This is a genomic window from Marinobacter sp. S6332 (assembly GCF_023016045.1).
GTDB lineage: Bacteria > Pseudomonadota > Gammaproteobacteria > Pseudomonadales > Oleiphilaceae > Marinobacter.
This window is the reverse complement of record NZ_JALKAP010000002.1, coordinates 221,926-245,351: the sequence shown is the minus strand read 5'-3', so window position 1 is coordinate 245,351 and position 23,426 is coordinate 221,926. Positions and strand designations below refer to the sequence as shown.

Sequence of the window (23,426 nt, the reverse complement as noted above, 5' to 3'; positions counted from 1 at the left end):
GCCTACGCTAGAGATAATGAACGAACGCTGAGCTTAGTTGATTTCAAATAGAAAATCGATTGGATAGAAGGCTATCCCTAACTCAGCTTTCATCTTTCAGTTATTCCGACTATGTTGAAGTGAAAGTTATTTGCCGGAACCTTTGCACAAAGTTCATCTCACTCAGTGCAATAAGGAAGGGCGCTATGCATGGGGTCAGTTGCTCGCACAACATTAAAGCTCCGAGCTTGCAGGAAAACTACAAACGTATCGTTCGCTGGATCGGTTGGTTAGTCATCACCGCCGCTATTTTGGTTGTTTTGTCGTGGGTTTTCGATTTTGGCGCAGGAAAACGCATCCTGCCATCTCTCCAGTCCATGAAGCTCAATACCGCACTTTGCTTTCTCGCTTGTGGCCTCATTTTTCATAGTATATCAATGTTTGACGAAGCCGCTGCCCGAGACTCTGTTGTTGCTTTTTTGGCTGTGTTCCTCCTCTTGATATCGGGGATGACGCTACTCGAATACGGATTGGGTTGGCAACTGGGCATCGATGAGATCGTGGTTAAAGACCATGATACGCCACCAGAAGAATGGCCCGGACGCATGTCTGCTGGTACCTCATTATGTTTCAGTATGATAGCTGTTGGCTGGCTGGTCACAGTGCTTAAGGTTCGCTACGCCACATTTATTCTGCATGTTCTGGCACTGATCGTAATCATGATCAGTGGCTCAGTGCTCATAGGCTATGCGTTCGGTGTGCACAAGTTCAAGTTGTTTGTTTTCTCTACAATGGCGCTGCACACGTCTTTTCTTTTAGTGCTCTGTGGTGCCTGTATGCTCTTTGCACGGCCTGATGAAAGCCTTATGAGGTCCGCTGCAAGTTCATACATCGGCGGGCGCTCTCTTCGCAGGATAATGCCTTTCATTATCGTTACACCGGTGCTGACTGGCTGGCTGAGTATGCAGGGTGTGGTGGCGGATTATTATTCGGCCGCATTCGGTTTCGCACTGAGCAGCCTCTTCAGCATTTTGGTGCTTGGTTTTGTTGGTTGGCGTGGGGCGAATGCCCTGAACCGCGAAGAGGAACGATTCCGCTCGACAATAGACTCCTCTCCTGTTGCCACGGTAATGGTCGATGGTAGTGGCACCATCCAAATGGCCAACCAAATGGCGCATTCCTTGTTCCTTTACCCGGCAGGCCAGTTATTGGGCCAGTCGGTAGAGCAGCTGATTCCCGAAAAGGCTCGCCAGGGTCATGTGGGGTATCGTCATGGGTATCAGCGGCAACCTGAAAAGCGAATGATGGGGGTTGGGCGCGACCTATTTGCTGTGCGTAAAGATGGAACGGAGTTTCCTGCTGAAATTGCGTTAAATCCAGTACAGACCGCTGATGGCCGTTATGTGATGGCAGCGGTTGTGGATATTACGGAGCGTGTGGAGGCCAAGCGTAAAATCTTGCGATTGAACCGTATCCACAAAGTTCTTAGCGGAATTAATACACTAATTGTGCGCGTCGAAAGCTGTGATGCGTTATATGAAGAAGCCACACGAATTACCGTGGAAGAGGGTGACTTACCAGCAGCGCTTATAGTGCAGCAAGACAGAGAAACGGGCAGATGTGACATTCTGTATGCCCACGCTGCTGATGAACGGCTTCAGGGTCGGCGCTTGTCTAACTTTGAGATTCATACCGTTCGTGAATGTTTGAACAACCACCGGGTCGTTATTCGTAGTGACTTAGCAGAGCAGTGTGACACCGTGGATTGTGAAGGGTTGGCTGGCCTTGGTGTGCGAGCGCTGGGGGCCTTTCCTTTGACAGCGGTGGATAGTGCGCAAGGCGTAGCGCTAGTGCTTTATCGGGATGAGCCGTTTTCGTTTGATGAAGTGGAAATGAAACTGCTTCATGAGGTTGCGGGTGATATCGCATTCGCGATCGGCAACTTGGAAAAAAGCCGACAACTGGAGTACCTGACGCACTTTGATAATGTTACGGCGCTTCCGAATCGATTGCTGCTGGCCGATCGGTTGCAGCAAGCTTTGTTTCAGGCTGATAGCCAGCAAGGCGTCCTCTGCATTTTGTATGTAAATATAGATCGCTTCAAACAGATCAACGACAGCTTGGGGCACGCTGGTGGTGATGATGTACTTAGGGAAGTTTCGAAACGGATAGGCGATTGTATTGGCAAGGGCGATACCATATCCCGCTGGGGGGGCGATGAGTTTATCGTTTTGCTTCCAGGCCAGAGTGCCGCAGAAGTCTCGGATGTCGCGAAATGTATAGTGGGTGAGCTGCACTCAGTTATCGTGATGGAAGACGGTCGGGAGCTCTTTGTCTCATGCAGCATGGGCATTGCAGAATACCCGCGTAGCGGGAAGAACATGGATGCGGTGATCAACAGCGCCCGAAGTGCTATGGCAGCTGTCAAAGCACAGGGTGGCAATGACTATCAGCACTTCGACCCTGTGAGCGCTGATACGCACGGTGATGGTCTGGCGTTGGAGACCTCTTTGCGACATGCGCTGCGTGGGAACCAGTTCCAGCTTCATTATCAACAGCAGATCGAGATTGCCACTGGGCAAGTTGTGGGTCTGGAAGCACTTTTGCGTTGGCAGCACCCAACGGAGGGTATGATAGCGCCAGACCAGTTTATCCCTCTGGCAGAAAAAACAGGGCTCATCGTTCCCATTGGTGAATGGGTGTTGCGCGAAGCCTGTCGTCAGGGAGCCGCTGGTCCCGGGCTGAAAATGGCTGTAAATCTCTCCGCCCGACAATTTCACCAGAAAAATCTCGTAGGCGTTATTCAACAGATTCTGGAAGAAACCGGCATGCAGCCGGCTAATCTGGAACTGGAGATCACCGAAAGCGCTCTGCTATACGACGTTGAATCTGCAATAGAAACAATGACAGAGCTGGCTGACTTGGGCTTGAGCATTTCTCTGGATGATTTTGGTACGGGATACTCAAGCCTGAGTTATCTCAAACGCTTCCCCATAGATACCCTCAAAATCGACAAATCCTTCATCGCAGAGGTAACGACAGATTCTGGCAGTAGAGTGATTGTGAATACCATTATCGCCATGGCTCATGCACTAGAGCTTAAGGTTATTGCTGAGGGTGTGGAAACCGAGGAGCAACTCGTGCTGCTCTATGAGCGCGGTTGTGATCAGGCCCAAGGTTACCTGTTTGCCCGACCACTGCCCTACGATGAAGCGATAAATGCAGGGCGATCTTGATCACTTTGCTTTTTTTCTCCGCTGGGCTGCACCATAACTGAGCATCAAAAAACATGTGAAGCAGGACTGCCTGCACTGGCACTCTCCATCTCTTTGAGCTGTCCTTGTCTCGGATGGTGGATCTGAATGTTAGCAGCAAAACCGGGACATGTTTATTTGTAGGTAATTTGGTCCATAGAAAACCTCATGTGCTTCGCCATAGACATTCCAAAGTAGCCTCGCTACCATTCCTCCTGAATCAATGGCATCCCACCAAAATGACTTAAGGAACGAGTCTATGCCCGATATTTTCTTCGCCCAAAAACCGACTTCCGCTTCTGCCCTGGTCGGCGACGATCCCGCTACCCTTCAAGCTTTCCTGCGCAGCAACGGCCTCAACGAAAGAGAAATGATCCAGCCCGGACGAGCCTATTCTCTTGAGAATGACGACGTCTTTACCCTATCCACATTGCGTAGACTGAACTCCTTGCCAATGCCGGAGCGCATGTGCCTCGCGCGCAGTGCAGAGGCCATGGGTGAGGAAGCTCATATTTTGAAGGTGTTTTTCGAGACCCACCTTTCACCTGAAAAGATACAAGAGATTAACGGGCTGGTTGGGGCAGGAGCCACGGCAGCATTTGCTCGACTGAATGGCTTTCAGCAGGCGTTGGTAAAGTACCAGGAAGCCTTGCTCAACCTTACAAGGGCTCATAAATCCGGTGGCCCCGGGGTAGGCGCAAGGCGCATTCAGGCCGAGAACGTGGCGCGTAGTGCCTACCAGACTCTGCAAAAGGCTTATCAAACTGAGCTAAATCGAATCTCACCGGAAGCCTTGCGTGGTAAAAATCGCGGCAATGCTCTAAGTAATACAGATCGCGGAATACTGCTTGCTTCACGCAGTTCGAGCGCGAGACCGGATGCCCGTCTTTTCGTTGCGGACGCTACCGATGCCGGGCGCATGGGGTCCCTCAGCCGAATCCTTAACAATACCGGGCGTTTGGCTATTGTAGCGGATGCGGGTCTTCGGGCTAATAAAATTCACGCGACCTATGAGACCGGAGGCGATTGGTTGCGGGAGTCATCTGTTCAAATGACTGGGTTTGGGTTTGCAGGGGCTGCTGGCGGCCTGACTGGAAAATACACGATACTTGCGGGTACAACTTTGGCTGCAAAAGCAGGACTTCTTGTTGCAGGCCCAATTGGTTGGGCAGTGCTTGGAGTCATTGTGACGGTAGGTGTTTTTGCTGGGGTGGGAGCAGGATCCATTGCTGACAAGCGGGGTCGGAATATTGCAGCCGGCATCTGGGATAGGAGTTGATTTAGATGTTGGATGGTACACCGGAAGGTTGGTACTACTTCGTACTGCTGGTTGTGTTTGCGATTATGGCGGTAGTCTGGATAGGGTTCGCCCGTTTCTCAATGGCCAGAATCGAGCGCCAGATGAAGAAGGACGGAGTAAAACGCCAATCTTCATGGGACGGTGTGGGGCTTCGGGTACTCTGGTACGCCTCTGCCATTGCTTTTCCTGTGGGCATTTTCAATCAAGCAAATGATCCGCTCATAGATGTGCCTACAGTGCGCCGTTACTCAACTCGCTTTGACCGTTATTTGGGGTGGGCATTGATGATTTCCGGTTTGATCTTCCTTGCCATCGTGCTTTTAGGAGGGTTCTTTTTCAATCTTGATTGAGTAGAAAAAGGCCGGCTTTTCGGGGTCCACTTCAGTTATCGGCGGCACTGCGTTAGCTGCAAAAGCGGGGTTCGTTGTTGTGAGAAAACCGGGACAGATTTGTTTTCGCGTTTGATAAAGAGATTTTCCTCGGTTTTCTATTCCTTTAGCCGGACAAGCAACCGGCCATCCTCAACCTGAATATAATCCACACCCGCTGCAAAAGATTGCCAGAATCCCTCGTTGGCACCGAATTCGTTAACCAGGTCCACATTCTTGAGGTTACCCAGCCAGGCATTTGGAATGGGTACGCCCATGAGGCTGACGCCCCTTAATTTGACCAGGGGACGACCGTTGGCAAAGGAGAGCTCTACGCCAGCATTTACTCGTAGAGTTCTGCCGCCGAGCACAGGGAAACCTTCGTCAAGAGGCACCAGAAGCACGGCGCTCACCAGATCGTCCGAAAGGTCCACTGCGAGTCTCTGAGCCAGATCGGTGTTATTGGCCAGCATGCCGTTAAGTTCCCGCTCGCTGAAACGTACCTCCCGGCTGGCGCCTTCTTCACTGTAGGGTACCGGCTGCAACGGGCGGCCGGATTCGAAGCCCTGAGTGTCAATGCCCAGAGTATTGAGTTTGGAGTTGAGTGAATCCTGTTCACTGGCAGTCAGGGTTACGGGGTCGAAGTTCTCAGGGAACACATAGTGGCTGAACCACCAGTAACCAGCGCCTAAGGTGGCGACGATGGTGAGCAGCACAATGCCAAATACATGCAAGCCACTGAAGCCCTTCTTTTTGGGTGGCGGTGCTGATGCTGTTTTATCCTCGTTTGTTTCATTCATCGCTGATGACACCTGAACGCTCTCTGAGCCTTTTGACGCGGTCTTTGGAACAATACCCTAGTTTGCTTACACTCGGTCAATAATCCCACACAACGCATCCAACCCCAACTATTCGAAAGAGTCTGGCTGTCCATTTTGCGGTGTTTCTTTTCGGGGTTGCTGGCTTGTTGTTATGGTTTTTGGCTGGCAAGGCGTGAGCTCTCAATATCGGGGAAAATCTATTGTCAGTGCGGAGAATGCAGGCTACTGCCTAAGTTGCTGTTCCCGCCGATAGCGTTCAAGTACTCGAGATAAAACAGGGGCAATGGCGTCTGCCAGTGCTTTGTGATCTTTATGCAGCACGTGGTAAATCGGGAAACTTTCCAGTACCGCCCAGTTCAGGTTGTATTCCTCGGTCTTGGCTTGGTGCGGGTGCAGTTCTGAAGATACATACAACGCGTATTTGAATCGGCCCATTGAAAGCATCTCCTGTGATTTCGACAGGCTATAGCTGACAGGTATGAAATTGGCCGGGTAGGTGGCAATGAAACGGCGCATGACGGCCGTTTCGGTGGGAATTAGGATCCGGTTTTTTGGCTCTTTGAGCGCATTGCCCGAACAGTCTGCCTCGCGGACGCACAGCAGAATAATTTCTGCTTGGTCCAGCGCGGTTGGCACCGCCATCAAGTTGGGGTAGTCCTGCAGGCCTTCTGAGAAGCGAGCGACGTCGCCGTTCACGTGGCGGGCGTTCGCTTCTACCAATCCTCGGTGGGTCGACATCTCCTGAAATTCTACGTCTATTTGCAGCTCAGAGTAGACCTCTTTGAGAATCGGGATGTAGATGGATGTAATGGCCGGATGCGGGGCATGGGAGAGCGTGAAAGGTCTTGCCAGAGCACTGGTGGAAAGTAAAACCATGGAAATGGCCAGTGTAAAAAGCGTTCGCTTGAGCATTTCCGCAAGTTCCTCGGGTGAGAGGGGTTAAGGTGTGTAAGAACGATCCATGGCATTGCTCTATTAATCTAAAAATGGCACATCAGTAATTCCACGTCCAATTAGACCGGTTTTTTGATCAGCGTCGAGCCCGGTGATGAGTTGGCTCGCCGCCTTGGGTTTAAGCAACTCGGTTTTATAGTTTTGAGATGCCCATTTTGGGTATATAATTACCCAAAATGGGTTTTGGAGACGTAACTTACATGCCAGCAGTAACAACATCTAACCGCACTGGATTGGCAGACGCCTTATTTTCACAAACCCGCCAAAAGGTATTGCGACTGTTCTTTGCACATCAGGAAAGGGACTTTTCGGTCAAAGAGCTCATCGGGAAGGCGGAAGCCGGTTCGGGGGCTGTGCAGCGGGAACTGGCGCGTCTGGTGGATAGCGGTCTAGTGCAAGTGAAGCTGCAGGGGCGCCAGAAACGATATAGAGCCAATCCGGACTCACCCATTTTCCCGGAGCTGTCTTCTCTTGTCTCCAAACTACTTGGTCCAGAATATCAGGTTGAAGATGCTCTCAATTCGATTAGTGATAAAATTGACCTTGCTCTGATCTATGGTTCGGTGGCTAAGAGGACCGATCATGCCAATAGCGATATCGACCTCATGTTGGTATCGGATTCCCTCACCCTAGAAGAGGTTTTTGAAGCGTTGGGGTCTGCAGAGGCCAAGCTTACCCGTACCATCAATCCAACCCTCTACAAGCAAGAAGAGTTTAAGAAACGTCGAGCCAACAATAACCCCTTTTTGAGGAAAGTCCTGGAAGGACAGTACATATTATTGAAAGGAAGCATCAATGAATGAAGACGCACTGGAGAACCTGGTTCGGATACACAAGCTCCACCATGAGGCGGTAGACGCGAACGAGGTTGAAGGGCTTATCCAATCCGGTAACGTACGATTAAAGGACGCTGGTTTGGAAGCGCTTAGCCTGCAGAGTCGCTTCGATTTATCTTATAACGCAGCGCATGCGCTTTCTTTGGCTGCACTTCGTTACTTTGGTTATCGGTCCGACAATCGATATCTGGTGTTTCAATGTTTGCAGCATACGCTCGACTTGTCGCCAGCCAAATGGCGTGTTCTTGATCAGGCCCATCGCAAGCGAAATCTTGCGGAATATGAAGGTGATATCGACGTTGATGAAGCGTTGGTGACAAGCCTTGTGGAAATAACAGAAGAAATCATGCTAGCCATGGCTGCACTCACCGCAGGGTAAATCTTGTCTTTACCCATATTGGGTAAATTTGTGCCCAATATGGGTAATTGTTTCGGGGCCGGGATTGGAAGGAAATAGGGGCAGGTTTATTTGTCCCGGCTGGACATGAGTAAGCGCCTGAACACAGCGATGGAACAGCTCTGCTGAGACGGATTTTCTATATTCATATAGCCTCACTGTATAGGCCATTTTTGCATCAGTTTCCCAAAGGCCATGGGGCACATGGCTTCCGACTGTTTAACCCCCGGTCGCCAACAACTTTATCCACAGCTTTTGTGAGTAACATACGTGGGAATACCGGTTTACCCATAGGCCGGTGCTGACCAGAATCCTCGCCCCTGACGTATTTGAACGCTCGCTCATTAACGAGTTCGCGTGAAACGGGAGCCCCCATGAAAGCTGTACTTGATGGTTATCTGAAGTCTTCTCTGGTGCTGCGCATTGGTATTGCACTTGTTCTTGGCTTGGTTGTAGGCCTGGTAGGCGGGCCGGTAGTGGCCGAATGGCTTAACCCGTTAGGGGAGTTGCTGCTCAGGTTGCTCAAGTTTCTGATCGTGCCGATTGTCCTGTTTACTCTGATGGTGGGGATCAATCAGGCCAATCTTTCCAGTATGGGCCGCGTGGGCCGAAAACTGCTGGGCTTCTATGTGCTGACCTCGGCTCTGGCCATTGCGGTGGGGCTGGTTGTGGCTTCCGTATTCGAACCCGGTAGCGGTCTGGAGTTGTCGCCTTCGGCCAGTGTTGAGGTGCCGGAGAACCCGGGCTTTGTTCAGGTGCTTCTGAATATTGTTCCCGCCAATATTGTCGAGGCATTTGCCAAGCCGAATCTGCTCGGGATTATTTTTACGGCAATTGTGTTTGGCGTTGCACTGCTGAAATTACGTGAGTCAGATACTCACGGGGAAGCCGGAACCAGAGTGTATGAGGTAGTTTCTGGCTTGAACGAAGTCACGATGAAAGTGATGGCCGGGGTTCTGCAGTATGTGCCGATTGGCGTGTTTGCGATTGTGGCCAGTACCGCAGGTGAGCAGGGCATAGCCACGATACTGGCTCTGGGCGATATGGTTATGGTGTTGTATCTGGCCTTGGGGGTGCAACTGCTGGTCTACGGCGTTCTTATGCGCCTCAATGGTGTGAGGCTGAGGGACTTTATTCGTGAGGCCCGGGCTCCGGTTGCCACCGCCTTTGCCACCCAGAGCAGTTCAGGCACTCTGCCCCTAACGCTCAACGCTGCTCGGCGTTTAGGCATTCCCCAGAGCATCTACGGTTTCAGTCTGCCTTTGGGCGCCACCATCAACATGGATGGGGCGGGTATCCGTATTGCTATTTCTGCTGCCTTTGCAGCCAATGTGGTGGGGGTGCCTCTGGACGTCGTCACCATGCTAGAAATTGTTCTGATCGGCACCTTGGCTTCCATAGGCACGGCTGGTGTGCCGGGTGCGGGTATCGTGATGATTGCCACTGTGTTTGCTCAGGTGGGCTTGCCCATTGAAACTGTGGCTTTGTTGGTGTCCATTGATGCCCTTGTAGGTATGGGGGCTACCGCCATGAATGTAACCGGGGATCTGGCGTGTACCTCTGTGATTGCCCGTTCTGAGCAGGGCGATGAGGTGGTGATGGAAAGTTCTTCGGTGCCGGAGAAGGTGTTGTCGTAGGGCCTGCTCTGTAAGAAAACCGGTGCGGGCCTATTTCTCCAGATTGATTTATGGGCTGGTTTTTGAAAACTGCTCCTCTGAAGGGGGTTGGTGCCACGTTGAGCGGTCCATCCAAGGGTCGCGCAGGCCAATGTGCCCGATCCCGGGCAATTTGACAGCCAAAGCCAGAGGGTCAATTCCAATGTTAAGGCCTAGAATGTTCAGCTCGACACCTTCCCGGATACTCGCCATAAGGCCGAAATAACCTTTGAGGGAGAATTGGTAGCCTGAACCGCTGGGGGCTTTCGCAACAATGCCGTCGGCGAGATAGTCTTTTCCGATGGCAATGTTGGGCAGTGCAACATCTAGTTCGGGCACCTGCCGGATTACCCAGGCTACAAAAGTGTTGCTGTTGGGTCCGGGCCAAGCTTTGTATTTGTTCTGGAAAGGGTAGGCGCCGATCGCTGTCCGGATATTGATGATAGCGGCCTCCGCTTTCTCACCACGGAGGTCGGCGAGCAACATCGGCGGGTTGCCATACCAGGCCGTATCGGGCTCACCGGGGCGGGATCGCACCGCGTTATAACCCCAGCCAGTTACATCGTGAACCTCGTAGGATGATGCCCCGCGCACTTTGGTCGCAATCCAAGTGTGGATCGCAAAGTTGCCGCGCCAATTATAAGCTCGGGCACCGTAAACTTGCACAATGGCTTCCTCAGCCTGATCGGGCAGTGGCGCAATGCCTGCGCTGGAGCGATCGGTGTCACGCCAGCTCTGACTAGACTGACTGCTACAGGCCGCAATCAGTGCAGGGCCCGCCAGCAGAACCAGTAAAAATATTGTGGTTCTGATGAGCCATTGAAGGGATTTTACCATGCCAGAGGGTACCTCGAGCTGCATGCATTGGTTGATGGTCAAGACCGAATCAGTATACGGCTCATATAGCCTCAAGTATCAATGCGAAGCATTACCAATCGTTGTTGTTTGGAAAACCGGGGCAGGTCTTTTTTCCAAGCGCCCACTCTGGAAGGCTTGTAGTAGTCTCTTAATACCCACTTCATCATTTCCACTGCTACTGTTTCCAAACTCATCAAAACAAGCATAAGGAGATAGCCATGAGCGGGAAGAAGATTCTGATGATTACCGGTGATTTCACCGAAGATTACGAAACCATGGTGCCGTTTCAGGCACTGATGGCCGTCGGCCACACGGTTCATGCTGTTTGCCCGGACAAAAAAGCGGGCGATACCGTTGCCACGGCTATCCATGATTTTGAGGGCGACCAAACTTACACAGAAAAGCCGGGCCATCGATTTGCCCTGAATGCGGATTTTGATGGGTTGGACCCGGCGAATTATGACGCACTGGTGGTGCCTGGTGGCCGCGCACCTGAATACCTGCGTCTTAACGAAGACGTGAAGAATCTGGTTCGCCATTTTTTCGAAACCAACAAACCGGTAGCGGCGATTTGCCATGGTGCTCAATTGTTGGCGGCTGCGGGAGTTCTGGATGGCCGCAAGTGTTCAGCCTATCCGGCTTGCCAGCCGGAAGTGGAATTGGCTGGCGGTACCTTCGCCAGTATTGAGGTTGATCAGGCTGTAACCGATGCTAATCTTGTAACAGCGCCCGCGTGGCCCGCTCATCCGGCGTGGCTTGCGCAGTTCTTCAAATTGCTGGATCAATAAAACAACAGGGGCTGGCCACACCGGCCCCTCAGCGCTTCCCGGGAGGCTGTAATGTGTAAGCTCTTTATCAACGCCGACCCGGAGCTTTGGGTAAGCCGGACCCACTCTCTGCGTATTGATGGTATGGTCACTAGTGTGCGCATGGAAAACGCTTTTTGGCATGTACTGGCAGAACTGGCCGAACGGGACGGCATGAACCTCCCGCAGATGATCACCCGGCTTTACCACGAATCCATTGACGCTGGCCACGATCTGGGCAATTTCACGTCCTTCCTGCGGGTTTGTGCGCTCCGCTATCTTGAGCTGCAATTAGACGGCGATGTTCCAAGGGATACCCGAGTGTCGATCGCTTCACTGAATGCTGACCGGATTCTCGCGGGTAATCCAGGCAATACGGCTACGCCCAAAATGGTGACTAAAGCAAAGCATTGAACGCTGCAGAAAAAACTGTCTGGGTTTTTCGGTGATATCGCGGGCTTGTGGTTAAATACTTCAGAACTTTTGAGGAGATAATCGATGCCCCGCATATATGAAGACAACTCTCAGTCCATTGGCAACACGCCGTTGGTCAAGCTTAATCGTGTTAGTGATGGCGCTACTATTTGGGCCAAGATTGAAGGTCGCAACCCGGCCTACTCGGTAAAGTGCCGGATTGGCACTGCCATGGTACTGGATGCCGAGAAGCGGGGCGTGCTTAAGCCGGGTATGACTATTATTGAGCCCACCAGCGGTAACACGGGCATAGCTCTGGCTTTTGTGGCTGCGGCCAGAGGCTACAAAATAGTTCTTACCATGCCCGCTTCAATGAGTCTGGAGCGCCGTAAGGTGTTGAAAGCGCTGGGTGCCGATTTGCTACTCACAGAGCCCGCCGAAGGCATGCCCGGCGCGATCGCAAAAGCAGAAGAATTGGCTGCTGCCGAGCCCGAAAAGTACTTTTTGCCACAGCAGTTCAAGAACCCGGCTAACCCGCAGATTCACGAAGACACCACTGGTCCTGAAATCTGGAACGACACCGATGGCGCTGTGGATATTTTTGTTGCCGGTGTAGGAACGGGTGGCACGCTTACAGGCGTATCACGCTACATCAAAAACACGCAGGGCAAAGCCATTACCACCGTTGCCGTTGAGCCTTCCGACTCACCCATTATCACTCAGGTGCGAAACGGAGAAGCCCTCAAGCCCGCGCCCCACAAAATCCAAGGCCTAGGCGCTGGATTTGTGCCAGAAAATCTCGACCTGAGCATGGTTGATCAGGTGGAAACGGTTACCAATGAAGACGCCATGGCGATGGCGCATAGGTTGATGCAGGAAGAAGGCATTCTGTGTGGCATTTCCTGTGGTGCAGCCGTTGTAGCGGCGGTTCGCGTTAGCCAGCAGCCAGAACACAAGGGCAAGAACATTGTGGTCATCCTGCCGGATTCTGCTGAGCGCTATCTCTCCAGTGCCCTGTTTGCCGAGCAGTTTGGCGATGCGGAGAACGTGCAGTAAAAGCTGCTAGCTCATTGATGACGCCCCAGCTCCTGTTGGGGCGTCAGGTTGCTCCCGCAGATCAAAGCCCAGTTGTGTAATTATGTTTTCCGATTTCTTAGGCAGTAAAACGACCTACGCTACCGAATTGCGGGATTTTTATGAATGGCATAAGGGCGTTGAGTATTTTGGGTTTTGGGCGATTGAGATATCTGGCTCTGATTGCCAGAGAAAAATACGATTCCATCAAGATTATCTTTCCGAGTGGTTGCATTCCGGCTACTTGCGCCAGCCTCACATTACTCTGGCTTTGGAGGGGTTGCTGAAAGATCCCCCTTCGCTGAAGCCTTCGATTCGGAATAGTATTCAGCAGTTGGAAGCTTCCAAGCTATCTGCTTTCCCTTTACAGCTGGCCAGTTGCAACAGTTTTGCAACCTGCCCTTATTTGGAAGTGACTGACCCAAAAGGTTATTTGAATACTATTCGTAGCTGTTTGAATCGCGATGAACACGAGCAGAACCCCAACGCATACACGCCACATGTCACTCTGGGTTTTTACAACCAAGCCCATGACACTTCACGCATAGCTGAAGAATTATCGGGCATACAATCGCAAGATATCGAGTTTACGGTTGATGAAATAGTATTTGCTCAATACAGAACCCGTGAAATACAAGGGCCTTATCAGGTTTTACATCGCATCAAGTTAGCGCGGTAGGTTGCCTCAGAGGCCTGTGTTGGTTAATTGTTGCTCCAGAAGTGAGTGCTTACACGGCAGCAATTGAGTCTCTACGGGCGTGCTCCTAGCAAAGAACGTCGCTCATTCCAAACAATTATTTTCTATTTGGAATACCATGAACGTTTGAGGCTGATGATAAAGCCAACCGATAACTTGGAGAATAAAATGAGCAAGAGCCCCACAAAAGCGACATTAACTACCGCCATGATTGAGGAACAGACAGCTGCTTTTTTAAAGTCAGGCGGAGCTGTTGAGTACGTTGGCAAGGGTAAGAGTGGCCAACTTGCCTCTACTGGTACAAAGCAGATTAGTTTGAAAGCACGCTAAAGATTCTCATGGGTTTTGCATCACCGGAGTCAAAGAGCATAGTCACTGATCAACTCTGACGCTGTAACACCTGCCGCTGGTCACTACCAATACCGACAGCTGTCCGAAGTAGCGGCTGGAGTTGACGCTGTGCCTCGTTATAATGACGCATCCCAAATCACCCCAGAGAACCCTATGCCAATCGAAAAGAGTCAAGTCGTTTTGTTTCACTACAGTGTCAGCGATGAACAGGGCAACGTTGTTGAAAGTTCCCGCGGCGGCGAACCGAATGCTTACCTGCATGGCCATGGAGGCATCATCCGAGGTTTGGAAGAGGCTCTGGACGGCCGAGAGGCTGGCGATACGTTCAGCGTTACCGTTACTCCAGATAAAGCTTACGGCCCACGCAAGGCTGACGCAGTGCAGCGCGTGCCAGTTAAACATTTAATGGGTGCTAAACGCTGGAAGCCGGGCATGATTGCGCAGGTAAAAACCGAGCAGGGGCCGCGCCATGTGAGTGTGGTTAAGGTTGGCTTAAAGTTTGCGGATGTTGATACCAATCACCCGATGGCCGGTAAAACCTTAACCTTTGATGTCGAAATCATCAAAGTACGCGCTGCCGACCCAGAAGAGATCTCGCACGGCCACGCGCATGGACCCGGTGGGCACCATTGAAGAAAGGTTAGAGCTGCAGCTTGTATTTGAGCAGTAGTTCTGTGCGTGAACGGAGAGTTTCTGCGTAAAAAGCCAGTCGAGACATAGCAGAGGAGCTACCAAAGTTCTGTGGCTTCCAGACAGATGAAACAAAGGCTTTCTCTGCCTGCTGGTAGGCTTTCCATGCACTTTGGGATTTGTTGAACGCCTCTTGCTCAGAACCAGAAAGCTTGCTGTTCAGTGCAGCTGAAACTTTGGCCAGTTTAGCTTCAAGGAAGCTGAGGTAATCGCGGTACTTCTCTATCGAATCCGAGGTGGTCTTCGCTTCCTCATAAATCGCCTGTTCGTAGGAGGATGACTCGAACAGAAAGTCCTCGAGATAATTTGGTGCATCCGGGTTATCGATGGCGTGACACCCTAGTGATGTCAGCGCGATGCTCAAAAGCGCGAGGGAGCGAAGAACTCCGGCCACAATCATTATTGGTAGACTCCTTGGTTAAACAGCTTCCATTCCGTCGCTCGGCGGTTGTTCAGCCCTTGCATCACCTTACCTTGCGATTGATTCCACGCTTTCCACGCACTTTCTAACGAAGTATAGCCTGTGCTGGCTTTCGGGTTATTTAATAACCGCACGACGGATGACCCCGTGAAAGCCCTTCTCCCGATATTGAAGGCGAAGATCACCAGCGCATCGAATTCGCTTTGAGAAAGGCGGCGCGTTACGGCTTTGCGGATTTCCCGCACATAAGGTGCGACGTCTTGGGCCAAAAGTGTTTCTGCCTCTTGGTGTGTAATACCTGTTGAAAACCTTTGCCAGTCACCTTGGTCAATCAGATGTCCGACGCCAATTGTGGCACCTGCACACCATTGTGTAATAACAACGCCAGTTTGATCGTCGTAGGGCTTGAGACGAACGTCCTCAAGACGTTTGAGCATGGAGCGACCGCGGACGCTAAATGTCAGGTTCTGAGTGAGGGAAGTTTGCGCCGATTTGGCGACACGGGTTCCTTGTGCCATTGTTCAGTCCTTTGTGTATAGAAATCGCTTTGGAGAGTAAGCAATCCCTGTCTGCTCTTCAATGTCGTCTTTGGCGGCACGAGCCATGGCGCCTGACAGGTGCATGCACTTACAGTGCTTGTTGAGGTGCCTATCGGCCGAAAGGTAATTAATCTATCAGTAAAGGGAAATACGGATGACTCTAGGTTGGGTAGTTGCAGGCAGTATTGGTCAGTTCCTTCTAGCTTATATGCTGTTTCTATTGGCGGTGTTCGGGTTTAGTGCTGTTGGGGCCTCTCACCGCCCTACACCGTTTGATTCTTCGGTGCTCGACTCGGCTTTTTACTCATTACCGGCAAGCTGTATTGTGAGTGCTGTTGTTGTAATTGGGCTGTATCGCGCGGGTGCGGGCAAGCTTGCGTACCTTTGGTATGTGGCACCGATTTTGTTGTTTTCTGGCTATTTGTTATACATAAAGCTGTTTATCGAACGGGAAACCTAAGGGTAGTGAGCTTTGAAAAACGTCTGCTCTGAAGAAGCTTTATCCGAACTGCTAGAGTCCAGCGCTGCAGTGCTTCTCCTCTTCGGCGGAGCCCACTGCGGCGTCTGTCAGGCCATCAAGCCCCAACTTGAAAAGCTAGCCAGTGAGGAGTATCCGAGATTGGTAACAGCTTACATTGATTGCCAGAAAGCCGCCGCCCCACTATGCGCGGCTCGCGGTATATTTTCTCTGCCGGTTGTTCAGCTGTGGTTTGGTGGGCAACGATTCACAGAGTTCGCTAGAGTCTTCTCCATCAGCGACGTGCGCGCTGCGCTGGAGCGGCCTTATCGGCTTTTGGAGTGAAGACTAAGCTGAGAACATTTTCTCCCAATCAATGACTGGACTCAAACCTCAACCTTAAAAGCTGGCATATCAGCTGCGGGCATTGGCCTCGCGTAGAAAAATCCCTGAGCCAAGTCGCACCCCCGTTCGCTCACTATGCGATCTTGTTCCAACGTTTCTACACCCTCAACAAGCACTGCCAACCCAAGGCGGTGGCCAACTGTGATTATGGCCTCCATGATGGCCATATCGCAGTCATTCTCCATAGCATGGTGCAGAAATGCTCTGTCAATTTTAAGGCTGCAAATTGGGAGTTTGCGAAGGTATACCAGAGACGAATAGCCGGTGCCGAAATCGTCAATGGAAATATGCACGCCCGCCTGCTTTAGTGTTTCCAGTTGCCTAATTTGTCCATCGTCTCCGCCAATTACTTCATTCTCAGTAAGCTCTATACCAAGCTGAGAGGGGTGCAGGCGGTATTTTTTAAGGGTGCTGAGAATATGTTCTGCCAGATGCGGTTTGGCCAACTGTTTGCCCGACAAATTAATGTCGACCCGAAGGGTTTCGAGTTTGGTGCCTTGCCAGGCCTTTAGCTGCCTACAAGCTTCTTCAATGACCCAGTCTCCGATATCGTTAATCAGCCCTGATTTTTCTGCTACAGGGATAAATTCAGCCGGGGATATGGGGCCGAAATTCTTGTCGAAGCATCTTAATAGTGCCTCACAGGAACGCACTTTACGGGATTTTAGGTCAATCTGCGGCTGATAATAAAGTTGCAGGCCATTGGTTGCTAACGCGTTGCGTAGCAGTGTTGTGACCTCTTGGTAATGGAATAATTGGTCATTGATGTCCGAGGTGTAAAAACAGATGCTGTTTCTGCCGTTGTCTTTCGCCTGATACATTGCGGCATCTGCGTTCCCCATCAGTTCGGTTACGGTGGTTCCATTGTCCGGGAATAGGCTGATACCAAAGCTTGCTGTTACAGGGTAACAAACACCGTTCAGTACAAAACCTTGATCAAGTACGCAAATTAGCCGCTGAAGAAGTTCGTTTATGCCTGCAAAATCATTGAAGTTGGTGAGCAACAAAACAAACTCATCACCCCCAAATCTGCTTAAAAAATCACAGACTCGGATTTCTTTTTGCAAGCCTTCTGCAACTAGTTGCAGTAAATCATCGCCATGGTGATGTCCGAGGGTGTCGTTGATCAGTTTGAAGTTGTCCAGATCAATAAATACGACCGCCAAATCGCTTTGAGACCCTCGTTCTGCTTTTGCAATTCTCGTAAATAGCTCGCTTTCGAGCATTCGTCGGTTGGGCAATTGGGTTAAATCGTCAAAATTAGCCATCTGGCTGAGTTGTTCATTCGCCTTTTTCTGTTCCTCCAAACTGATATCAATACAGAACATTTCGCATTCGCCAGTGCTCTGTTTGATCATTACGTGGCTAGAGTAAACGGGAATGAGATGGCCTTGCTTGTGCTTTAGCTCAATTTCGTCAGCAGGGATGCTGACATTGTTCGTCAACCAGTTTTGGTGTGCTGCGATCAGGCTGTCGCGCATATTGTCGGGAATAATTAGGTCTTCCAGCAATTGGCCATACGCCTCCTCCCGGGTATATCCGTAAAGACGTCTGCTGGCTTCGTTCCAATATATAACCTGTCGATCCTTGTTATATCCCTGAACCGCAACCATTGGCAGGCTTTCAATCAGCTCGTGGAACTTCTGTTCACTGTTTTCAATACCAGATGACATGCCTTATCCCCTGAACACCTCGCCGCAAACTAATAGAGTAGGGAGCCTATGCTTGGAGTGTACATGTCAGTGTAGAAGGTATTTTCATGATCGCCCAGCAAGACCAAGTATTAGCTTGCAACCTTTAGTATGATCGCGCTCTACACCAAAAACCGATACCGGTTAAATACTGCACTATGGATATTCCTTTCAAGCTGCGCCCATACCAGCAAGAAGCCGTCGATGCCACATTGAGGCACTTTCGAAAGTCGGATGAGTCTGCCGTGATTGTCTTGCCGACAGGTGCAGGTAAAAGCTTGGTCATTGCCGAACTGGCTCGCCTTGCCCGGCGCAAGATTCTGGTGCTAACCCACGTTAAAGAGCTAGTTGAACAGAATCACGCGAAATACCAAAGCTATGGGTTAGCTGGGGGTGTTTTCTCCGCAGGGTTAAAGCGTAAGGAAAGCAAGCATCAGGTAACCTTCGCCAGTGTGCAGTCCGTATCGGCTAATTTAGATCAGTTTAAAGACGAATACTCACTGATCGTCATCGATGAGTGCCACCGGGTCAGCGGTGAAGAGACCAGTCAGTATCAAAGAATTATTGAACTCCTGCGGCAACATAATGGCTCGCTAAAAGTACTCGGGCTAACCGCAACACCCTATCGTTTGGCCATGGGCTGGATTTATCGCTATCACTATCGGGGCTTTGTTCGCGGCACTGATGACGCTCAGGTTAAGCCCTTTGTGCATTGCATCTACGAGCTGCCGTTGAGTTATATGATCAACCGGGGGTACCTCAGCAAGCCTGAGTTGGTCGATGCAGCTGTCACGCAATACGATTTCTCCGCGCTACCCCGGAATCAGTTTGGTGAATACGCGGAAAAGGATGTGAACCAACTGTTGGGCAAGCATCCGCGTGTAACCCGGGCCATTATTGAGCAAGTAGTGGAGCTTGCAGTTGAGCGCAACGCGGTGATGATCTTTGCGGCAACGGTGGACCATGCTAAGGAGATCACCGGTTATTTGCCGGCTCACCAAACCGCTTTGATTACCGGCGCTACTGAATTGAGAGAACGGGATTTGCTGATCCAGCGCTTTAAACAGCGAGAATTAAAGTATCTGGTGAATATCTCTGTGCTGACCACGGGCTTTGATGCACCTCATGTGGATTTTATTGCCATTCTCCGCCCAACCCAGTCGGTGAGCCTGTATCAGCAAATTGTGGGGCGAGGCCTTCGCTTGGATGAAGGTAAACAGAATTGTCTGGTGATTGATTATGCGGGAAATAACGTGAACCTGCATCACCCTGAGGTGGGGGAGAAGAAACCAAACCCGGATAGCGAGCCGGTGCAGGTATTTTGTCCAGCCTGTGGATTTGCCAATATCTTTTGGGGAAAAACTGATGACGAAGGTCTGATAGTTGAACACTACGGTCGCCGTTGTCAGGGACTTTTGGAGCCTGCAGAAGGGGGTGAGCTGGCTGAGCAGGCCGGGCGCCCGGAGCATTGCGATTACCGCTTTCGTTTCAAAGAATGCCCCCACTGCAATGCAGAGAATGATATTGCCGCCCGCAACTGTCACCAGTGTAGCAAGGCCATTATCGATCCGGATGATCAGCTAAGGGATGCCCTGAAATTGAAGGATGCCATGGTAATCCGTTGTGCAGGTATTACAGTGGGCGCCAGTAGCCAAAAACTGAAGATTACTTATCACAGCGAAGACGGCGAAGAGCTCAACGAGTCGTTTGATTTCAGCAAGCCGGGGCAACGCAAGGTGTTCAACAGACTGTTTGGGCGACGTTTGGCCAATAGCCAAGATCCGCAAGAGTTCAGCCGAATTGGAGAGGTGCTAGAGGTTCAGGCCTTGTTGTCAGCACCGGATTTTGTGATTGCTCGAAAGCAGAAACACTACTGGCAGGTGCAGGATAGGATTTTTGATTATCAGGGTGGCTATCGCAAAGCCTATTAAAGTCAGCGTCTGGCAGATCTTCAGCCCCTGAGTTCCAAGTATGGCCTGTTTGTCGTAGGCTCCCCTCATGTTTTTACTTGATCAGATGACATACACGCAGTTGGCGGGCCAGATTGCTAGCCTGATTGCTTTGGGTTTCTGCATTGCTGGCTTTGCCAGTAAGCGCGACGACCGGCTGATGGGGTTGCTGATTTCTGCGAATGTGGCCTTCGCGCTGCAGTTTGCTCTGTTTGGAAGTTGGACTGCTGCGGTTCTGAGCTTGTTGGTGATCGCTCGGATCATGTTGGCCCAGCGATATTTGGGCAACTGGAAGGTGATGTTGGCTGTGTTGGCTGTAAATTTTGTTGCCGCGCTATTAACTTGGAGTAGCCCTGTCGACATTTTCGCTCTTGCGGCAGCTGTTTTCGGAACCGTGGGAATGTTTATGCTCAGAGGCATTCCCCTGCGGCTAATGCTTGCTGCAGGGGCGACTGCCTGGATGCTGAACAATATTGCCATCGATTCAATCGGCGGCACTTTGGCGGAAGCCATGGTGCTGGTTACCAACTTCATCACCATACACCGGCTGGTGAAGATGAAGCGACGCTACCCCGGATTGGGGTAGCCTGTTCGGCGTTTAGTTACCGTCTACCCTGAAATTCTTTGTGCAGTTGATGAATGGCTGCGGCCTGTTCTGCGAATGGGCCTTCAACTGGTACGTCTGGTGCAACGCTGTTAATGGGAAGAGTTGTTACAGGCGGAAGTGGTGCTTGCATGTCTTGCAGCCAGGCCACCAGCTGTTCAGAGGAGCTGGCGTAGACAATTCTGCCAAGGCCAGCCCAAGCGTGGGCGGCTGAGCACATAGGGCAATGCTCGCCAGAGGTGTATACCGTGCATGCTGCGCGTTCATCTTCCGTCATATTGGCGGCCGCCCAGCGAGCAATAGCGAACTCCGGGTGTTGAGTGTTGTCGCCGTCAGCCGTCTGGTTGTGGTCTTCGAATCTCACAGTGCCTTGTTCGTCTACCAACACTGAGCCGAATGGCGGGTTGCCGGTTTTCAGCGCTTGGGCGGCCAGCTCAACGCAGCGGTTCAAGTGCTTCATATCGTTTTCGTCGACCATATTTACACCCTAACGTTAACCAGAGGCTCTATTAGCATTCTTGAGGTTTTGCAGCCAGAACAGCCAGAGCCTTTGTTGCAGTATTGAGCGAGAAGTATATCGGTTTTTGGGGTTGAATTCGTGCAATGTTCCGCGCATCTTTAGGTGCGCAGATAGGTAGGCTGTGCGTGTTGACGGTCTCGTTGTGTCCGAATTTCTGGCCCTGCCAAAAGGTAAAATCGAGTGATTAGAAGGTTAAGGAAGGCCATACATTCAATTTTTGTTTTTTCGCTGTTTATGATGGCTGCAAGTACCGTTGATGCAGAAATTTATAAATGGGTAGATGGTGACGGAAAAGTTCATTTCAGCGACCGTAAAGACCACAAGGTTGAACAACAGATTGTTAACGTGAAGCCCGGCGTATCTAAATGGTCGCGGTTTAAAATCGATATTACAGCTGTTGACGTGGAGCTGACCGATGAGGAAAACCAGCAAATTGTTGACGGCACGAACAATGTCTACGAGTTTTTTGATCGTGTGATGTCTTTTGATATGTACCGGACGGTGCCCGTCAATATCATGATTTTTAAGGGTAGGGCAGAATATCGGAGTTACCTGATCCGCAATAATCGAGGTAAGGCGGTTGCGTCTTATGGCTTGTACATACCTTCCGAAAATCAGATCGTCGTCTATATGCAGAAGAACAGAAGGCTCACCTTTAAAACGATTAAGCATGAGGTGAGTCACGCAATCATCGATACCATTGTTCCTTACGCGCCAGCTTGGTTAAACGAAGGTCTCGCCGAACAAATGGAGATGCTTGAGCGCGACGGCTCGGGCCTGTATTTCAAACGACATCGGGAAAATCAATGGGTGGTCGCTCAAGCCCGTGAACTGGGCCGATTGAACGGAATCGATCAGTTTTTGAAATTACCCAGCGATAAATGGCTGCATTCAGATGCTTCAGGGAAGGGGAGTCTAAGGGCTCAGGCTGGTCAGTTCATTTACTTCTTGCTCTCCAAACCGACTAGCCGCAACTTCTTGGTGCGGTTAATGCACAATTTTAATCGGGGCGATCGCACGCTGGCGTATTACCTCGTTGATAATAATTATATTGGTGGTGTATCCATGTTGAATCTGAACTGGGGGCGCTGGTTGCATGGCCAAGGTGAGGAGAGCATTCGGCTGTAGTCTGGCTGTTACCCTATTAGCTCTGAATGCGCATGGGTTTGCAGCGGTGGCGTTGAGTGGAAACATCTTTAAATCCTCAGGATGACCCTGTTTATGTTAAGCACATTTAGCTTGGTAACCCCGACTGAGATCCTGTTCGGGCGGGGGGTGATAGCTCAACTGAACGAACGGGCAGCAAAGCTGGGTAGGCGCGCATTAATCGTGCATGGTAAAAATCCAGACCGACTTACCGGGGTATTCGAGTCACTCAAGGGAGTTGATATTGCCCAGACCTTGTCCGTTGAGAAGGAACCAGATCTCAAAGCGCTAGTGGCGGCTATTGATCAGGGCAAATCATTGGGTATAGATCTAGTGATTGGTATTGGCGGTGGCTCTGTAATGGATTCAGCTAAGGTGCTTGCAGCCATGCTGCCAAGCCAGACGGATTTGATGAGTCATTTGGAGGTTGTCGGTAGCGGGTTGCCATTATCGGCGAGGCGCTTGCCGCTAATTCTGGTGCCAACCACTTCGGGCACAGGGGCGGAAGTGACTCGAAATGCGGTTATCGATGTTGTGGAAGCCCAGCGCAAGGTCAGCCTCCGAGATTACCAATTACTTCCTGATTTAGCCTTGGTAGATCCAGCACTGACTGATAACTGTCCCCGAGAGGTCAGCTTGCATTCTGGGCTGGATGCCGTAACTCAGGTTATAGAGCCTTACCTCTCGTTACGCTCAAACCTGTTCACGGACATGTTGTGTAAAGAAGCTATTCCCAAAGGCCTCCATGCGTTAAAGCAATTGATGGAAGAAGAATCCACAGAAGCGCGTGACGCTCTATCTCAGGTGAGCCTATTTGGTGGGCTCGCGCTTGCGAACTCGGGACTGGGTGTTGTGCATGGCATTGCTGGGCCGTTGGGCGGGTTGTGTGGTGCGCCCCACGGAGCAATATGCGGTGCTTTGTTGCCGGCGGGCATAGCTGCAAACCGTGATAATGTGGTCGACGCCGAGCAAAAGGCCCGTATTGATCAGGTGATTAGCTGGATTGCAGAGGTATTTGAAACGTCCTCAGATCAGGCTCTGCTGCGGTTCCGTGAATGGATTGCGCAAAATGGCCTACCCGGGCTTGCTTCGATTGGGGTCACGGAAGATCACATTCTTTCAGCCTCACAGGCAGCTGCTAGCTCATCTTCCATGAAGGCAAATCCGGTTGCCTTGTCGACAGCAACCATAGAAAACATTATGCGCCAGTCGTATTAATTCAACGTCGCCGCGCCAGAGG

At 51.0% G+C, this 23,426-nt stretch carries 25 protein-coding genes; 18 read left to right on the top strand and 7 right to left on the bottom strand.

What is annotated here, in order from left to right; translation table 11 throughout:
• Nucleotides 1–185 precede the first annotated feature (185 nt).
• The 3 genes from MWU62_RS03810 (at nucleotide 186) to MWU62_RS03800 (ending at nucleotide 4,883) form a co-directional block, all read left to right on the top strand.
• Nucleotides 186–3,215, top strand: coding sequence for an EAL domain-containing protein (locus MWU62_RS03810; protein ID WP_247113608.1), 3,030 nt, complete (start codon nucleotides 186–188; stop codon nucleotides 3,213–3,215).
• Nucleotides 3,216–3,492: 277 nt separating this feature from the next.
• Complete coding sequence (locus MWU62_RS03805; RefSeq protein WP_247113607.1) at nucleotides 3,493–4,512, top strand: hypothetical protein; 1,020 nt, start codon at nucleotides 3,493–3,495, stop codon at nucleotides 4,510–4,512.
• A 5-nt stretch (nucleotides 4,513–4,517) separates the two neighbouring features.
• A complete protein-coding gene (locus tag MWU62_RS03800; protein WP_200367293.1) occupies nucleotides 4,518–4,883 on the top strand; it encodes a hypothetical protein in 366 nt (121 codons plus the stop codon).
• A 137-nt stretch (nucleotides 4,884–5,020) separates the two neighbouring features.
• Here MWU62_RS03800 and MWU62_RS03795 read toward each other — a convergent pair whose 3' ends face one another.
• Together MWU62_RS03795 and MWU62_RS03790 are read right to left on the bottom strand one after the other, a co-directional pair.
• Nucleotides 5,021–5,701, bottom strand: a complete 681-nt coding sequence (locus MWU62_RS03795) for an arginine N-succinyltransferase (protein ID WP_247113606.1) — start codon at nucleotides 5,699–5,701, stop codon at nucleotides 5,021–5,023.
• Between the two features lie 243 nt (nucleotides 5,702–5,944).
• Nucleotides 5,945–6,634, bottom strand: a complete 690-nt coding sequence (locus MWU62_RS03790; protein WP_247113605.1) for a hypothetical protein — start codon at nucleotides 6,632–6,634, stop codon at nucleotides 5,945–5,947.
• Between the two features lie 242 nt (nucleotides 6,635–6,876).
• On the opposite strand from MWU62_RS03790, the gene MWU62_RS03785 reads away from it, so the two are divergent.
• From MWU62_RS03785 to MWU62_RS03775, 3 genes are all read left to right on the top strand, one after another.
• Nucleotides 6,877–7,479: a transcriptional regulator gene (locus tag MWU62_RS03785; protein ID WP_247113604.1), complete on the top strand. Its 603-nt coding sequence runs from the start codon at nucleotides 6,877–6,879 to the stop codon at nucleotides 7,477–7,479.
• Nucleotides 7,472–7,891: a hypothetical protein gene (locus tag MWU62_RS03780; protein ID WP_247113603.1), complete on the top strand. Its 420-nt coding sequence runs from the start codon at nucleotides 7,472–7,474 to the stop codon at nucleotides 7,889–7,891. The genes MWU62_RS03785 and MWU62_RS03780 overlap by 8 nt, the downstream gene beginning before the upstream one ends.
• 392 nt (nucleotides 7,892–8,283) lie before the next feature.
• Nucleotides 8,284–9,546 (top strand): dicarboxylate/amino acid:cation symporter, encoded by a 1,263-nt coding sequence (locus MWU62_RS03775; RefSeq protein ID WP_247113602.1) that lies wholly within the window; start codon nucleotides 8,284–8,286, stop codon nucleotides 9,544–9,546.
• A 48-nt stretch (nucleotides 9,547–9,594) separates the two neighbouring features.
• Here MWU62_RS03775 and MWU62_RS03770 read toward each other — a convergent pair whose 3' ends face one another.
• Complete coding sequence (locus tag MWU62_RS03770) at nucleotides 9,595–10,401, bottom strand: DUF3750 domain-containing protein (protein ID WP_247113601.1); 807 nt, start codon at nucleotides 10,399–10,401, stop codon at nucleotides 9,595–9,597.
• Between the two features lie 239 nt (nucleotides 10,402–10,640).
• Between MWU62_RS03770 and MWU62_RS03765 the strand changes: the two genes are divergently transcribed.
• From MWU62_RS03765 to MWU62_RS03740, 6 genes are all read left to right on the top strand, one after another.
• Nucleotides 10,641–11,210: a DJ-1/PfpI family protein gene (locus tag MWU62_RS03765; protein ID WP_200367303.1), complete on the top strand. Its 570-nt coding sequence runs from the start codon at nucleotides 10,641–10,643 to the stop codon at nucleotides 11,208–11,210.
• 51 nt (nucleotides 11,211–11,261) lie between these two features.
• Nucleotides 11,262–11,642 (top strand): ribbon-helix-helix domain-containing protein, encoded by a 381-nt coding sequence (locus MWU62_RS03760; protein ID WP_247113600.1) that lies wholly within the window; start codon nucleotides 11,262–11,264, stop codon nucleotides 11,640–11,642.
• Between the two features lie 84 nt (nucleotides 11,643–11,726).
• Entirely contained in the window at nucleotides 11,727–12,698 is a 972-nt protein-coding gene (gene cysK / locus MWU62_RS03755) for a cysteine synthase A (protein WP_247113599.1), read from the top strand.
• Nucleotides 12,699–12,780: 82 nt separating this feature from the next.
• Entirely contained in the window at nucleotides 12,781–13,395 is a 615-nt protein-coding gene (locus tag MWU62_RS03750) for a 2'-5' RNA ligase family protein (protein WP_247113598.1), read from the top strand.
• Nucleotides 13,396–13,581: 186 nt separating this feature from the next.
• Nucleotides 13,582–13,743, top strand: coding sequence for a hypothetical protein (locus MWU62_RS03745; RefSeq protein WP_247113597.1), 162 nt, complete (start codon nucleotides 13,582–13,584; stop codon nucleotides 13,741–13,743).
• Nucleotides 13,744–13,917: 174 nt separating this feature from the next.
• Nucleotides 13,918–14,397, top strand: a complete 480-nt coding sequence (locus MWU62_RS03740; protein WP_247113596.1) for a peptidylprolyl isomerase — start codon at nucleotides 13,918–13,920, stop codon at nucleotides 14,395–14,397.
• Between the two features lie 7 nt (nucleotides 14,398–14,404).
• On the opposite strand, the gene MWU62_RS03735 is transcribed toward MWU62_RS03740, so the two are convergent.
• The gene (locus MWU62_RS03735) at nucleotides 14,405–14,854 is read right to left on the bottom strand and encodes a lysozyme inhibitor LprI family protein (protein ID WP_247113595.1); all 450 of its coding nucleotides are present in this window, start codon (nucleotides 14,852–14,854) and stop codon (nucleotides 14,405–14,407) included.
• A complete protein-coding gene (locus tag MWU62_RS03730; RefSeq protein ID WP_247113594.1) occupies nucleotides 14,854–15,393 on the bottom strand; it encodes a lysozyme in 540 nt (179 codons plus the stop codon). Before MWU62_RS03730 ends, MWU62_RS03735 begins: the two co-directional genes overlap by 1 nt.
• A gap of 175 nt (nucleotides 15,394–15,568) precedes the next feature.
• On the opposite strand from MWU62_RS03730, the gene MWU62_RS03725 reads away from it, so the two are divergent.
• Nucleotides 15,569–15,874: a hypothetical protein gene (locus MWU62_RS03725; protein ID WP_247113593.1), complete on the top strand. Its 306-nt coding sequence runs from the start codon at nucleotides 15,569–15,571 to the stop codon at nucleotides 15,872–15,874.
• 12 nt (nucleotides 15,875–15,886) lie between these two features.
• Complete coding sequence (locus MWU62_RS03720; protein WP_247113592.1) at nucleotides 15,887–16,216, top strand: thioredoxin family protein; 330 nt, start codon at nucleotides 15,887–15,889, stop codon at nucleotides 16,214–16,216.
• A 41-nt stretch (nucleotides 16,217–16,257) separates the two neighbouring features.
• On the opposite strand, the gene MWU62_RS03715 is transcribed toward MWU62_RS03720, so the two are convergent.
• A complete protein-coding gene (locus tag MWU62_RS03715; protein ID WP_247113591.1) occupies nucleotides 16,258–17,949 on the bottom strand; it encodes a GGDEF domain-containing phosphodiesterase in 1,692 nt (563 codons plus the stop codon).
• 176 nt (nucleotides 17,950–18,125) lie between these two features.
• Between MWU62_RS03715 and MWU62_RS03710 the strand changes: the two genes are divergently transcribed.
• On the top strand, nucleotides 18,126–19,898 hold the full coding sequence (locus MWU62_RS03710) for a DEAD/DEAH box helicase (RefSeq protein WP_247113590.1): 1,773 nt from the start codon (nucleotides 18,126–18,128) through the stop codon (nucleotides 19,896–19,898).
• Nucleotides 19,899–19,965: 67 nt separating this feature from the next.
• Complete coding sequence (locus MWU62_RS03705; RefSeq protein ID WP_247113589.1) at nucleotides 19,966–20,502, top strand: YgjV family protein; 537 nt, start codon at nucleotides 19,966–19,968, stop codon at nucleotides 20,500–20,502.
• Between the two features lie 16 nt (nucleotides 20,503–20,518).
• Here the strand turns inward: MWU62_RS03705 and MWU62_RS03700 are convergent, their stop codons facing one another.
• Nucleotides 20,519–20,998, bottom strand: a complete 480-nt coding sequence (locus MWU62_RS03700; RefSeq protein ID WP_247113588.1) for a nucleoside deaminase — start codon at nucleotides 20,996–20,998, stop codon at nucleotides 20,519–20,521.
• A 222-nt stretch (nucleotides 20,999–21,220) separates the two neighbouring features.
• On the opposite strand from MWU62_RS03700, the gene MWU62_RS03695 reads away from it, so the two are divergent.
• Together MWU62_RS03695 and MWU62_RS03690 are read left to right on the top strand one after the other, a co-directional pair.
• Nucleotides 21,221–22,168 carry a DUF4124 domain-containing protein gene (locus tag MWU62_RS03695; protein ID WP_247113587.1) on the top strand — a complete coding sequence of 316 codons (948 nt, stop codon included), beginning with the start codon at nucleotides 21,221–21,223 and terminating at the stop codon, nucleotides 22,166–22,168.
• A 93-nt stretch (nucleotides 22,169–22,261) separates the two neighbouring features.
• The gene (locus MWU62_RS03690) at nucleotides 22,262–23,404 is read left to right on the top strand and encodes an iron-containing alcohol dehydrogenase (RefSeq protein WP_247113586.1); all 1,143 of its coding nucleotides are present in this window, start codon (nucleotides 22,262–22,264) and stop codon (nucleotides 23,402–23,404) included.
• Nucleotides 23,405–23,426 lie beyond the last annotated feature (22 nt).

What these genes read in the sequence shown, in the direction of transcription:
- MWU62_RS03810 (WP_247113608.1), top strand. Translation starts at nt 186, where the DNA reads ATGCATGGGGTCAGTTGCTCGCACAACATTAAAGCTCCGAGCTTGCAG.
- MWU62_RS03805 (WP_247113607.1), top strand. Translation starts at nt 3,493, where the DNA reads ATGCCCGATATTTTCTTCGCCCAAAAACCGACTTCCGCTTCTGCCCTG.
- MWU62_RS03800 (WP_200367293.1), top strand. Translation starts at nt 4,518, where the DNA reads ATGTTGGATGGTACACCGGAAGGTTGGTACTACTTCGTACTGCTGGTT.
- MWU62_RS03795 (WP_247113606.1), bottom strand. Translation starts at nt 5,701, where the DNA reads ATGAATGAAACAAACGAGGATAAAACAGCATCAGCACCGCCACCCAAA.
- MWU62_RS03790 (WP_247113605.1), bottom strand. Translation starts at nt 6,634, where the DNA reads ATGCTCAAGCGAACGCTTTTTACACTGGCCATTTCCATGGTTTTACTT.
- MWU62_RS03785 (WP_247113604.1), top strand. Translation starts at nt 6,877, where the DNA reads ATGCCAGCAGTAACAACATCTAACCGCACTGGATTGGCAGACGCCTTA.
- MWU62_RS03780 (WP_247113603.1), top strand. Translation starts at nt 7,472, where the DNA reads ATGAATGAAGACGCACTGGAGAACCTGGTTCGGATACACAAGCTCCAC.
- MWU62_RS03775 (WP_247113602.1), top strand. Translation starts at nt 8,284, where the DNA reads ATGAAAGCTGTACTTGATGGTTATCTGAAGTCTTCTCTGGTGCTGCGC.
- MWU62_RS03770 (WP_247113601.1), bottom strand. Translation starts at nt 10,401, where the DNA reads ATGGTAAAATCCCTTCAATGGCTCATCAGAACCACAATATTTTTACTG.
- MWU62_RS03765 (WP_200367303.1), top strand. Translation starts at nt 10,641, where the DNA reads ATGAGCGGGAAGAAGATTCTGATGATTACCGGTGATTTCACCGAAGAT.
- MWU62_RS03760 (WP_247113600.1), top strand. Translation starts at nt 11,262, where the DNA reads ATGTGTAAGCTCTTTATCAACGCCGACCCGGAGCTTTGGGTAAGCCGG.
- cysK (WP_247113599.1), top strand. Translation starts at nt 11,727, where the DNA reads ATGCCCCGCATATATGAAGACAACTCTCAGTCCATTGGCAACACGCCG.
- MWU62_RS03750 (WP_247113598.1), top strand. Translation starts at nt 12,781, where the DNA reads ATGTTTTCCGATTTCTTAGGCAGTAAAACGACCTACGCTACCGAATTG.
- MWU62_RS03745 (WP_247113597.1), top strand. Translation starts at nt 13,582, where the DNA reads ATGAGCAAGAGCCCCACAAAAGCGACATTAACTACCGCCATGATTGAG.
- MWU62_RS03740 (WP_247113596.1), top strand. Translation starts at nt 13,918, where the DNA reads ATGCCAATCGAAAAGAGTCAAGTCGTTTTGTTTCACTACAGTGTCAGC.
- MWU62_RS03735 (WP_247113595.1), bottom strand. Translation starts at nt 14,854, where the DNA reads ATGATTGTGGCCGGAGTTCTTCGCTCCCTCGCGCTTTTGAGCATCGCG.
- MWU62_RS03730 (WP_247113594.1), bottom strand. Translation starts at nt 15,393, where the DNA reads ATGGCACAAGGAACCCGTGTCGCCAAATCGGCGCAAACTTCCCTCACT.
- MWU62_RS03725 (WP_247113593.1), top strand. Translation starts at nt 15,569, where the DNA reads ATGACTCTAGGTTGGGTAGTTGCAGGCAGTATTGGTCAGTTCCTTCTA.
- MWU62_RS03715 (WP_247113591.1), bottom strand. Translation starts at nt 17,949, where the DNA reads ATGTCATCTGGTATTGAAAACAGTGAACAGAAGTTCCACGAGCTGATT.
- MWU62_RS03710 (WP_247113590.1), top strand. Translation starts at nt 18,126, where the DNA reads ATGGATATTCCTTTCAAGCTGCGCCCATACCAGCAAGAAGCCGTCGAT.
- MWU62_RS03705 (WP_247113589.1), top strand. Translation starts at nt 19,966, where the DNA reads ATGTTTTTACTTGATCAGATGACATACACGCAGTTGGCGGGCCAGATT.
- MWU62_RS03700 (WP_247113588.1), bottom strand. Translation starts at nt 20,998, where the DNA reads ATGGTCGACGAAAACGATATGAAGCACTTGAACCGCTGCGTTGAGCTG.
- MWU62_RS03690 (WP_247113586.1), top strand. Translation starts at nt 22,262, where the DNA reads ATGTTAAGCACATTTAGCTTGGTAACCCCGACTGAGATCCTGTTCGGG.